The organism is Nocardia sp. NPDC050175, from assembly GCF_044459885.1.
Lineage (GTDB): Bacteria > Actinomycetota > Actinomycetes > Mycobacteriales > Mycobacteriaceae > Nocardia.
This window is the reverse complement of sequence record NZ_JBITJI010000021.1, coordinates 39904-51429: the sequence shown is the minus strand read 5'-3', so window position 1 is coordinate 51429 and position 11526 is coordinate 39904. Positions and strand designations below refer to the sequence as shown.

General features: G+C 65.1%; 10 protein-coding genes. 3 read left to right on the top strand and 7 right to left on the bottom strand.

Annotated features, from left to right (window positions below):
• Positions 1-14: 14 nt before the first annotated feature.
• Together ACIBK2_RS43350 and ACIBK2_RS43345 are read right to left on the bottom strand one after the other, a co-directional pair.
• Complete coding sequence (locus ACIBK2_RS43350; RefSeq protein ID WP_396976675.1) at positions 15-1385, bottom strand: MFS transporter; 1371 nt, start codon at positions 1383-1385, stop codon at positions 15-17.
• Positions 1386-1636: 251 nt separating this feature from the next.
• Positions 1637-2803: a pyridoxal-phosphate-dependent aminotransferase family protein gene (locus ACIBK2_RS43345; protein WP_396976673.1), complete on the bottom strand. Its 1167-nt coding sequence runs from the start codon at positions 2801-2803 to the stop codon at positions 1637-1639.
• A 67-nt stretch (positions 2804-2870) separates the two neighbouring features.
• On the opposite strand from ACIBK2_RS43345, the gene ACIBK2_RS43340 reads away from it, so the two are divergent.
• Positions 2871-3632, top strand: a complete 762-nt coding sequence (locus tag ACIBK2_RS43340; RefSeq protein WP_396976671.1) for an IclR family transcriptional regulator — start codon at positions 2871-2873, stop codon at positions 3630-3632.
• Positions 3633-3883: 251 nt separating this feature from the next.
• Here ACIBK2_RS43340 and ACIBK2_RS43335 read toward each other — a convergent pair whose 3' ends face one another.
• From ACIBK2_RS43335 to ACIBK2_RS43320, 4 genes are read right to left on the bottom strand one after another with little or no spacing between them, the layout of a single operon-like run.
• Complete coding sequence (locus ACIBK2_RS43335) at positions 3884-5056, bottom strand: glycerate kinase (protein ID WP_396976835.1); 1173 nt, start codon at positions 5054-5056, stop codon at positions 3884-3886.
• A gap of 7 nt (positions 5057-5063) precedes the next feature.
• A complete protein-coding gene (gene gcl / locus ACIBK2_RS43330; RefSeq protein ID WP_396976669.1) occupies positions 5064-6839 on the bottom strand; it encodes a glyoxylate carboligase in 1776 nt (591 codons plus the stop codon).
• Between the two features lie 2 nt (positions 6840-6841).
• A complete protein-coding gene (locus ACIBK2_RS43325) occupies positions 6842-7732 on the bottom strand; it encodes a 2-hydroxy-3-oxopropionate reductase (protein WP_396976667.1) in 891 nt (296 codons plus the stop codon).
• Between the two features lie 33 nt (positions 7733-7765).
• Positions 7766-8587, bottom strand: a complete 822-nt coding sequence (locus tag ACIBK2_RS43320) for a hydroxypyruvate isomerase family protein (protein WP_396976665.1) — start codon at positions 8585-8587, stop codon at positions 7766-7768.
• A 167-nt stretch (positions 8588-8754) separates the two neighbouring features.
• Here ACIBK2_RS43320 and ACIBK2_RS43315 point away from each other — a divergent pair, with 167 nt between their 5' ends.
• The gene (locus ACIBK2_RS43315; RefSeq protein WP_396976662.1) at positions 8755-9519 is read left to right on the top strand and encodes an IclR family transcriptional regulator; all 765 of its coding nucleotides are present in this window, start codon (positions 8755-8757) and stop codon (positions 9517-9519) included.
• A gap of 66 nt (positions 9520-9585) precedes the next feature.
• Here ACIBK2_RS43315 and ACIBK2_RS43310 read toward each other — a convergent pair whose 3' ends face one another.
• On the bottom strand, positions 9586-10164 hold the full coding sequence (locus ACIBK2_RS43310; protein WP_396976660.1) for a dihydrofolate reductase family protein: 579 nt from the start codon (positions 10162-10164) through the stop codon (positions 9586-9588).
• 118 nt (positions 10165-10282) lie between these two features.
• Here ACIBK2_RS43310 and ACIBK2_RS43305 point away from each other — a divergent pair, with 118 nt between their 5' ends.
• Positions 10283-11278, top strand: a complete 996-nt coding sequence (locus tag ACIBK2_RS43305; protein ID WP_396976658.1) for a sigma-70 family RNA polymerase sigma factor — start codon at positions 10283-10285, stop codon at positions 11276-11278.
• Positions 11279-11526: the final 248 nt, after the last annotated feature.

Here is an 11526-nt window from a genome sequence, read left to right as displayed (position 1 = left end):
GCCGCCGCCGCGGTTCAGACGAGCGGTGCTTCCGTCGCCGGTTGCGCCTTCTTCGAGATGATCACCGGTTGTGGCTCCGGCAGAACGGGTTTCGGCTCCGCCTGGGCCGCTTGCGTCGCCTCGCGCATCTTCTTACGCAACGTCAGGACGAGTAGCCCGGCGACCGCGAAGACCCCACCGAAGAACGCCTGCGTGAGCGCGTATCCACCACCGCTGAGATCGCTGAGCCAGCCACCGATATAGGGCCCGAAGAAGCTGCCGAGATTGCCGACACCATTGATCAGCCCCAATCCCGCCCCGGCGGCGGCGACCGGAACAAGCTTGGTGACCGTCGCCCAGAACGGCCCGTACCAGGCGATCGACGCCGCCGTACCCAAGATCATCGCGCCGAGCACCAACCATTTCTGATCCGGCGATATCAGACTCGCGCCGCCGAGAATGATTGCCGCGGAACCGAGAACCAATGCCATGTGCGCGATGTGCCCGCCGCGTTTGTCCGCCGATCTGCCGATGAGAATGATGGCGAAGCCCGCGGCGATCTGCGGCAGTATCGCGACGAAACCGACCTTCAAATCGGTGTGGAACGCCTTCTTCAATACGCTCGGCAGCCACAAGGTGAGGCCGAGCAAGCCCATCTGCGTCAAGGTGTAGATGAGGGCGAAGTGCCACACGATCTTGCTGGTGAAGGCCGCTTTGAAGGTGCCGCGATGCTGCAGCGGCTCCCCCTCGGCGACTCGGGAACGCTCGATGTAGTCGCGTTCGGCCGTCGACAGCCAACCGGCCTTGGCGGGCGTATCGCGCACTACCGCAAGCCAAGCCGCGAGCCCGACGACCAGCGGTGCCCCGCCCTGGATGATGAACATCCAGCGCCAGTCCGTATAGGTCAGCAGGATGCCGGAGAACGGCGCGGCCACGATCGCCGCGATCGGCGTGTACAGCTTGAAAATTGCGTAGGCCCTACCTCTTTCGGCGAAGGGGAACCACGACCGGATGGTGGCCATCAGCGCCGGTTGCACGCCGCCCTCGGCCACGCCGAGCAGGAAGCGGGCGATCAGTAGTTGGCCGACGGAATTGGTGAAGCCCTGCGCCATCGCGGCGATGCTCCACAGCACCATCAGGATGGCGATCCACTGTCTGGCACTCCACCTTTCGGCCATATACCCGCCGGGAATCTGCAACAGCAGATAGCCCCAGAAGAAGATGCCGCTCGCCAGGCCCTGCTCGGCCTTGCTGAGCCCCATGTCGGCCTCGAGGTGCGGCAGCGCGAAACTGATGTTGGTTCGGTCGACATAACAGATGACGTAGATGAAGACGACGATCGGCAGAATATAAGTCCACCGCTTCATCTCGGAAAGACGCCGGACAGGCGCAGTTCGCTCGGACAACGACCTACCTCCTCGTAGGTGGCCGACGCGAAAAGCGTCGGCGTATAGCGGATCCCGGCTCGTGGCGGAGCAGCGGGAGAGTCACTCGTGGCGGAGCATCGAGGGTCGAGATCAGGAGGTCGGTATCGCGGTGAAGCGCCGATCTTGCTTACGACTTGCCCAGCGGGGAGCGATTGAATTCAGTTGGGATGGGCTGTTTCCGGTGTGTTCGCGGCCTTCCCTCGTTGGAAAGCGCAGCGCCGGAGCAGAGTTCAGTCGGCTCGTAATACCGCAAGCGCGGCTTGCAGACCGGCCGGATCGACTGCGACGCCGGCCAATTCGAGACCCATCTGGACACCGGAGAGGGTTCCGGCGAGCGTCAGGTCGTTGAGGTCACCGAGGTGCCCGATCCGGAACACCCGCCCGGAGAGCTTGCCGAGACCGGTGCCCAGTGACATATCGAAGCGGTCCAAGATGATTCGGCGCACCTTGTCCGCGTCGTATTCCGCGCCGAGTAGCACGGCGGTCAGCGAACTGGAGTACTCGCGCTCGTTGACACACAGCACCTCCAGGCCCCAACCCTGGACGGCCGCCCTGGTCGCCGCGGCGTGCCGGTTGTGCCGGGCGAACACGTTGCGCAAGCCCTCTTCTTCGAGCATCAACAGCGCTTCCCGCAGGCCGTAGAGCAGGTTGGTGGCCGGGGTGTACGGGTAGAAGCCGTGCTCGTTGGCGTCGAGGATGGGGGTCCAGTCCCAGTAGGACTTCGGCAGTCGCGCCGTCGGTGCCGCCGCGAGCGCTTTGTCGCTGATCGCGTTGAAGCCGAGGCCCGGTGGCAGCATCAAGCCCTTCTGCGAGCAGCTCACCGTCACGTCGACACCCCAGTCGTCGTGCCGATAGTCGATCGATCCCAGCGAGGAGATGGTGTCGACCAGCAGCAGTGCGGGGTGATCCGCCTCGTCGATGGCGGCCCGGATCTCCGGTATCCGGCTGGCGACGCCGGTCGAGGTCTCGTTGTGCACGACCATCACCGCGGCAATGCCGTGTGCGGTGTCGTCGGCCAGCCGCTCGGCGACGGCCGCGGCATCGACGCCGCGCCGCCAGTCGCCGGGCACGAAGTCGACTACTAAGCCGAGGCGTTCCGCCATGTCCCGCCACAGGCTGGCGAAATGTCCGGTTTCGAAGGCGAGCACGCGGTCGCCGGGAGAGAGTGTGTTGACCAGCGCCGCCTCCCACGCGCCGGTGCCCGAGGAGGGATAGATGACGACGGGGCCGCCGGTGCCGAAGACGGGTTTCACTCGTTCCCGGAGGTCGAGGGCGAGTTCGGCGAAGTCGGGTCCGCGGTGGTCGATGGTCGGTTGCGCGATGGCGCGCAGCACCCGGTCCGGGACGTTCGTCGGTCCGGGGATCTGCAGAAAATGCCGTCCACTATGAGCGGTCATCACATCGGTTCCATTCCGTGCCGTGATATGGCACACTGTGCCGTGAAAAGGTGCAGCAAGGGTAGGGATGCGTGATGAAGGAGTCAATACCTTGCGAAATGTCCTGAATACGCTACGAGTGCTGGAAGAGGTCGCGGCTCGGCAGCCGATCGGCGTCGGCGAGTTGGCGCGGGTACTGGAGATGCCGAAGAGCTCAGTCCAGCGAGCATTGGTCACGCTGGACGAGGCCGGATGGATCCGTCCCGCATCGGGTGAGGTGACCCGCTGGGTATTGACCACCAAGGCACTCGCAGTCGGCAGCCGCGCAGGCGGGGACCTCGGCCTACGCGGCGTCGCCCTGCCGATCATGGAGAACCTACGGCGACAAACCGAGGAGACCATCCACCTGACCGTCCCCGAAGACACCAGAATGGTGCTGATCGAGCGCCTGGAAACCGACAAACCCGTACGCACAAATATGGCCCTCGGCCACTCACTCCCCATGCACGCATCCGCCAACGGCAAAGCAGTTCTCGCCCACAGCAATCCAGAATTCGTCCGCCAGCTGCTCATCGACGAACTACCGCGCTACACCGACACAACCGTCACCGACCCGGCGGAACTACGCGCCGAACTGGAGGTGATCCGGGCACGCGGGTACGCCGTCAACCGCGGCGAGTGGCGCTCCGACGTAGGCGCAGTCGCTGCAGTTGTACTGGGAGACAACGGAAACCCAGTAGCCAGCCTCAGCGTAAACGTCCCCTTCAGTCGCCTCACAGAGGAAACCGAGCCCATATTCGGAGCAGCAGTAAGCACAGCCGCAAGCAGCCTCACCGCCCGCCTCGGCTAGCCCGGCACCTCCCCCGCCCCATCACCACCACCCGCCCGCCTTCCAACACACGCACGCGTGCCAGACCGGCAAGTCGGCGTACCGCGCACGAAACTGCGTGCCGCGCACGAAATGTTCAGCAAACTTGTGCGCGGTCAGCGAAGTCGTGCGCAGCCCGGAAGCCGGCCGGGCCGCGCACGAGCTGACGCTCCGCGCACGAATCTGCGTGCTGCGCATGAGATCGTCAGCGAAGTCGTGCGCGGGGCGCGAACTCATGCGCGGGGGTGGGTTGCTTCAGTAGGATGCCGGTGCTCGGGGCGCCTTCGCGTCAGGTGTTGCTCGGCGATGTGTGCGCCGAGGCGTTTCAGTAGTTGCTCTCCCTCGGTGAAGCAGCGGTGGAGGTCGGGCTCGATTGCGACTAGTGAGTACGCTGCTGTTATGCCTGCGGCGTGTAATCGGTTAGTGGGCAGGGTGTTTCGGCCGCAGACTGCGACCACTGGGATGCCGGCTGCGTGGGCTGCGGCGGCGACGCCTGCGGGGGCTTTCCCGTGCAAGGTTTGGTCGTCGAGGGTGCCCTCGCCGGTTATGACCAAGTCGGTTCCGGGGAGGTGGTCGGTGAAATCAGCTAGGTCCAAGACCAATTCGATGCCTGGGGCCAAAATGGCGTCGAGTAATGCTACTGCGGCGAAGCCCACTCCGCCTGCGGCGCCCGCTCCGGGGATGTCTCGGCGATCGGAGCCGGTGGTCGCGGCGACCGTATCGGCCCAGTGGGTGAGGGCGGCGTCGAGGGCGGTCACCTGGCGATCGTCCGCGCCCTTCTGTGGGCCGTAGACCGCTGCCGCGCCGCGTGGGCCGGTGAGCGGGTTGTCCACGTCGCAGGCGACGGTGAACTCGATTCCGGCTGTTCGTTCGCGTAGCGCGGTCAGGTCTATCGTCGCCACTTTCGCCAAAGCCGCACCGCCGTCGCCGATTTCGGCGCCCTCGGCATCGAACAACCGGGCACCGAGGGCGCGCAGCATGCCCGCGCCACCGTCGGTGCCAGCGCTGCCGCCGACGCCGAGCACCACCCGGCGGCACCCCGCGTCGACGGCCGCGGCGATCACCTCACCGGTCCCCCGGCTGGTTGCCGACATCGGGGCGAACTTCCCGTCGGGTAGCCGGAGTAGCCCGGATACGTCCGCCAGTTCTACGACGGCGAGATCGTCGCGTCGGGCATAGGTAGTGACGACCGGTGCTCCGGTCGGTCCGGTGGCGATCAGCTGGATCGCCGCGAAACCGGCCGCCACGGCGGCTGCGACGGTTCCGTCGCCACCGTCGGCGACGGGCACGACCGTTATCGATGCGTCCGGCAGCACCTGTCGGATACCGGCCGCGACTGCGGCGCCGACCTGTGCGGCGGTCAGCGAACCCTTGAACTTGTCGGGCGCGATGAGGACCCGGGGCATCACGTCCTCAGTCCAGCAGTGCGGCGGCGGTGGGCGCGTCCGCAGCGGTCTCGGCCAGTTCCTCGAATTCGACGATGTTGTCGATCTCCAAACCCATGGACACGTTGGTGACGCGCTCGAGGATGCACTCGACGACCACCGGCACCCGGTGCTCGGCGATCATCTTCTTCGCCTCCTCCAGGGCGGGGCCGATACCGTCGGGCTCGAAGACTCGAATTGCCTTGCAGCCCAAGCCTTCGACCACCTTGACGTGGTCGACGCCGTAGCCTGCGACCTCGGGGCTGTTGATGTTGTCGAAGTCGAGTTGGACGTAATAGTCCATGCTGAAAGCACGTTGGGCTTGCCGGATCAGGCCCAGATACGAGTTGTTGACCAGCACATGGATATACGGGATGCCGAACTGTGCACCGACGGCCAATTCTTCGATGAGGAACTGGAAGTCGTAATCACCGGACAGCGCGACCACCGTGGAGTCCGGATCGGCCGTTGCGACGCCGAGTGCGGCGGGCAAGGTCCAGCCGAGCGGTCCGGCCTGGCCCGCATTGATCCAGTGGCGCGGACGGTAGACGTGCAGCATCTGTGCTGCCTGGATCTGGGACAGCCCGATCGTGCTGACGTAGCGGGTGTCCGGGCCGAACGCCCTGTTCAGCTCCTCGTAGACCCGCTGAGGTTTGATCGGCACGTTGCCGAAGTGAGTCTTGCGCTGGCCCAGTTGCTTTCGGGCACGCACCTGCCCCGCCCAATCCGATCGATCGCGCAGCTCACCCCTCGCCGCGAGCTCACGGGCGACCTCGACGAACACCTTCAACGCGGCACCCGCGTCGGAGGTGATACCGAAATCAGGGGCGAAGACACGGCCGATCTGAGTCGGCTCGATATCGACGTGCACGAAAGTGCGGTCCTTGGTGTAGATTTCGACACCGCCGGTGTGGCGGTTGGCCCAACGGTTACCGATACCCAGGACGAAATCGGACTCCAACATGGTGGCGTTGCCGTATGGGTGCGAGGTTTGCAGGCCAACCATGCCCGCATACAGCGGGTGATCGTCGGGGATCGTGCCCCAGCCCATCAAGGTCGGCACCACGGGAACGCCCGTCAGTTCAGCGAACTCGACGAGCAGCCCTGCGGCGTCAGCGTTGACGATGCCGCCGCCTGCCACGATGAGCGGGCGCTCGGCCGCGTTCAGCATGGCAATGGCCTTCTCGGCCTGGGCGCGAGTCGCGGCCGGGCGATGCACCTGCAGCGGCTCGTAAGTGTCGATATCGAACTCGATTTCGGCCAGCTGCACATCGATCGGCAGATCGATCAACACCGGACCCGGCCTACCCTCGCGCATCAACCGGAACGCCTTCTGGAATGTGCCCGGCACCTGCGCGGGCTCCAGCACAGTCACCGCCCACTTCGCCACCGGCCCAGCGATCGAGGAGATATCGACAGCCTGAAAATCCTCCTTGTGCAACTTGGCCACCGGCGCTTGACCGGTGATGCACAGGATCGGAATGGAATCCGCACTCGCCGAATACAACCCGGTGATCATGTCGGTGCCCGCCGGACCCGACGTGCCGATGCAGACACCAATGTTGCCTGCGGTGGCCCGGGTGTAACCCTCAGCCATATGCGAGGCCGCCTCGACGTGGCGGGCCAGCACATGCTTGATCCCGCCATGCGCGCGCATCGCGCTGTAGAACGGGTTGATCGCCGCACCCGGCAAACCGAACGCCTGTGTCGCGCCTTCTTTTTCGAGAATCAGGACCGCGGCATCCGCGGTACGCATCCGTGCCATCGTCAGTTCTCCTTGTCCGCACGCCCACTCAGGCGCTCCACCCCGCGCAGCAGGGCACTGTGGTCGAGTCCGCCGTCACCGATCGCCTTGGCGGAGGCCATCAACTGCTCGACCAGCGAACCGATCGGCACCACTACTCCCGCTTCGCGGGCCGCTGCCGTCACGATGCCCATGTCCTTGTGGTGCAGGTCGATTCGGAATCCGGGCGTGAAGGATCGGGACAGCATGTTGCCCTGTTTCTGATCGAGCACCTTCGAACCGGCCAGTCCACCGCCGAGCACGCGCAGGGCGGCTTCGGTGTCGACGCCGTACGCCTCGAGGAAGATCACGGCCTCGGCGAGGGCCTGGATGTTGGCGGCGACGATCAGCTGGTTGGCCGCCTTGACGGTCTGGCCTGAGCCACTGGGGCCAACGTGCACAACGGTTTTACCGACCACGTCGAAGATCGGCTTCGCCTCCTCGAAGTCCGCGACGGCACCACCGACCATGATGGACAACGCGGCATCGATCGCCCCCTTCTCACCGCCGGAGACCGGGGCGTCCAGCAGCCGGAAGCCGTGCACGGCAGCCTGTTTCGCAAGCTCGACGGTGACATCGGGTCGGATACTGGAGAAGTCGATGATCAGCGCGCCGCGCTCGGCGCTGTCGAACACGCCCTTCTCGCCGGCCAACACGTCCTTGACGTCGGGCGAATCGGGCACCATCACGCAGATCACGTCGGCGCCTCGCACCGCGTCGGCGATCGAGCCTGCGGCGTGGCCACCCGCCGCGACGAGCGGCGCCGCCTTGTTCGGGGAGCGGTTGTAGGCGGTCACGGTGTGGCCTGCGGTGGCCAGGTGGACGGCCATCGGGCTGCCCATGATGCCCAGTCCGAGGAAAGCGATATTGGTCATCTGTAGTCCCTGAAGTCGTTGCTCGACAATGGTTTACGCGGTGGCACGGCGCTCACGTGGCAGCCACTCGAAGCTGTCGGCGGAGCCTGCGGACGGCTTGTATTCGAGTCCGACCCAGCCGCCGTAGCCGCGGGTCTCGAGTTCTTCGAGTTGCCGCTGCAATGGAAGTTCACCAGTGCCAGGCTGATTCCGGCCCGGGCTGTCGGCGATCTGCACGTGGGCGATCCGGGCAGTGTGCGCTGCGATGGCCTTGTCGACATCGTCACCGTTGACCGCCAGGTGGTATAGGTCCGCCAGCAGTCCGAGATTCGCTGCGCCCGTGGATGTTTGCACCCGATCGATCGCCGCGAGTGCGTCGGCGGCGGTCCGCAGCGGGTAGCGATCCGCGCCACTCACCGGCTCGACCAGCACGGTGCCGCCGATGCGGGCGGCGGCCACCGCGGCGAGAGCGAGGTTTTCGGTCGCCAGTTCATCCTGCTCCGCGACGGAGGCCTCGTCGGTCCGATTGCCGTAGAGCGCGTTGAACGCTCGGCAGCCGAGTCGCTCGCCGATCCCGATGGTGACGTCGATGTTGTCGCGGAACTCCGCGGACCTGGCGGGCCAGGACAACAGCCCACGGTCGCCGTTCGGCATGTCACCCGCGGCAAAGTTCAAGCCCACCAACGACACTCCGGCGTCCTCGATCGCGGCGACGAAAGCGTCGACCTCCTTGTCACCGGGAACCGCGCGGTCGAACGGCCACCAGAACTCAACCGCGTCGAATCCAGCCTGCCGCACCGCTTCCGGCCGTTCGAGCAGCGGCAGTTCGGTGAACAGGATCGAGCAGTTGACCTCGTATCGAAGCGAGTGACTCATGGATCCCTCCAGATCAAATTCCACAATGCGGAAATATTATTCTGATATACGGAATAGCTTAGGAGCAGGTCTTGACGTGGTCAAGGAACGTCGAGGGTGCTGGCCATCGCCCGACGGCCGAGATGCCGCCGGTAGGCTTCCACCATCCGGAAACATGGAGGTAGCCAGTGACCGCAACGAGCGAAGCCAAGGGACGCACCGGCGGCGTCCAGTCGATCGAGCGCGCCTTCGGCCTGCTCGAGACCATGGCCGACGAGGGCGGCATGATGGGCCTCTCGCAGCTCGCCACCGCCTCCGGCCTGCCGCTCCCCACCATCCACCGGCTGGTGCGCACCCTCGTCGACCTCGGCTACCTGCGCCAGGAGCCATCCCGCCAATACGTCCTCGGCCCGAAGCTGATCAAGCTCGGCGAATCCTCCGCGCACATGCTCAGCCTGCGCGCCCGCCCGCACCTGGCCCGCCTCGTCGACGAACTCGGCGAATCCGCCAACATGGCGATGCTCGACGGCGACCAGATCGTCTATGTCGCCCAGGTCCCGTCCCGCCACTCGATGCGCATGTTCACCGAAGTCGGCCGCCGCGTCCTCCCGCACTGCACCGCCGTAGGCAAAGCCCTACTCGCAGGCATGCCCCCCGAACGCACCCGAGACCTACTGCAGCGCAACGGAATGCCCCGCTACACCGAACACACCATCACCGACCCCGAAGAATTCACCCGCCAACTGGCCACCGCGGCAACCAACGGCTACGCCATAGACGACGGCGAACAAGAACTAGGCGTCCGCTGCGTAGCCGTAGCCGTCCCCCAAGCCCCCGCCCACCTGGCCATCTCCATCTCCGGCCCCGCAACCCGAATGACCGAACACCTAGTAGCCCAAGCCATCCCCCTCCTAACCGAAGTAAGCCAAGCCCTCTCCACCGACCTCCACTGACCCCACCTCTCCCCGAGCCATTCCGCCGCGGTGGGGCCACCGATCGGGCGTTCGATCGACTTCGGACTATCCGGTTCTGACGGTCTTGTAGGTGAGGAGGGCTAAGCTGTCGCCGATGGTTCGGGCGTTGGTGCGGCGCAAAGGTTTACGGTTGTCGATTTCGTCGAAGAGACGGTTGCCGGTGCCGACGATGGTCGGGTAGACGATCAGGCGGAGTTCGTCGATCAGGTCGTGGTTCATCAGCGTGCGTACGAGCTGTTGGCTGGCGTAGACGACGATTTCGCCGGACAGGTTTTGTTTCAGCTTCGAGATCTCCTCTGCTACTTCTCCTTTCAGGATTGTCGCGTTGGTCCAGTTGGGTGCTGCCAGGGTGGTCGAGACGATGTACTTCGGGAGGCTGTTCAATCGGTCCGCCCATTCGCCGGTGCGGGTCGTCCATCTGGTGGCGAACCATTCGTCACTGCGTCGGCCGAGCAGTAGAGCTTCGGCGCTCAGCGCTTCGGCGAGCAGAGTCTCGGCCCACTCTCGGCGGTCGTTGTCGCTGATCTGATCGGCCCAGCCGCCGTACTCGAGGCCGTCTTCGCCGGTCGGATCCTGGACGACTCCGTCGAGTGAGATGTTCTCGGTCACGATGATCTTTCCCATTTCGGTGCTCCTTTGTCGGTGTTGACTGAGGTAGACACCGTGGCAACGGGAAAGTGGGCGCCGCCCAGTTCGGTCCTCGGCCGGTGTCTATACGAGGTAGTCGACAGAGAGGATGGTGATGATCGGCGACCTGATATCGCGGGCCCGGGCCGGGGACGGCGGTGCGTTCCGCGAGCTGACCGAGCCATACCGGCGAGAGCTGCAGGTGCATTGCTATCGGATGCTCGGATCGTTCCAGGATGCCGAGGATGCGCTCCAGGACACGCTGCTGACCGCTTGGCAAGGACTGCCGGGATTCGAGGGACGTTCCTCGATCCGCACCTGGCTGTACCGGATCGCCACCAACCGGTGCCTCAACGCACGTCGTTCGACCAGCCGACGCCAGGCAAAGGAGTGGGATGTGCCCAACGTCGAACCGCCGGAGCCGACCCGGCTCGGCGAAATCGTCTGGCTCCAGCCATTTCCCGATGCCTTGCTCGAACAGACGAGCACCATGCCGCTCGGACCGGAGGCCAAATACGAACTGACCGAATCGATCTCGCTGGCCTTCGTGACCGCCCTGCAGACGCTGCCACCACGCCAGCTCGCCGTCCTCGTCCTCCGTGACGCCCTCGGATTCCACGCGAACGAAGTGGCCGAAATGCTGGACGCGTCACTCGATTCGGTCAACAGCGCCCTCAAACGGGCGCGCGCCACCCTGCAGCGCAAACGATCGTCGGGCGAGCCACCCGGCTCCGGCTCACCCACTGAGAACGCGATCGTGGCAAAGTTCGTCCGCGCGTGGGAATCGGCCGACCTCGACGCGGTAGTGGCCCTGCTGACCGACGACGTCTTCATGTCGATGCCACCGATCCCCTTCGAGTACGAGGGCCGAGCAGCCGTGACCCGCTTCTGCGCCAACCTGTTCCGCGCAGGCCGAAGATTCGACCTCGTGCCGACCCGCGCCAACGGTCAACCAGCATTCGGCGCCTACCTGCGCACCCCAACCGGCATCCGCCACGGAACCGGCCTCTACGTCCTCACTCTCACCGACAACCAGATCTCCGCCATGACCCGCTTCGACAACACCGTCCTCCCCTGGTTCGGCCTCCCACGATCACTCCCGAGCCGGTGAATAGGCGGCGAAAGAGATTGACAGCGACGGTTCGGGTGCCGATGACGCGGCGGGGTTGACACCACTTATAGGGGGAATTCGGATCTCACTATTGCTCCGAAGATATTGGTGCAGAAGAATTTTGATGACACCATGACTCGATGGTGGTGGGTTGCGGCGGAATCCGGCGCGGCCAAAATACGGAGGGGATCTCGATGAGGTTCGACGCACTAGCACCGCGAGCTGTGGCACCACGATTCGGTTCGGAA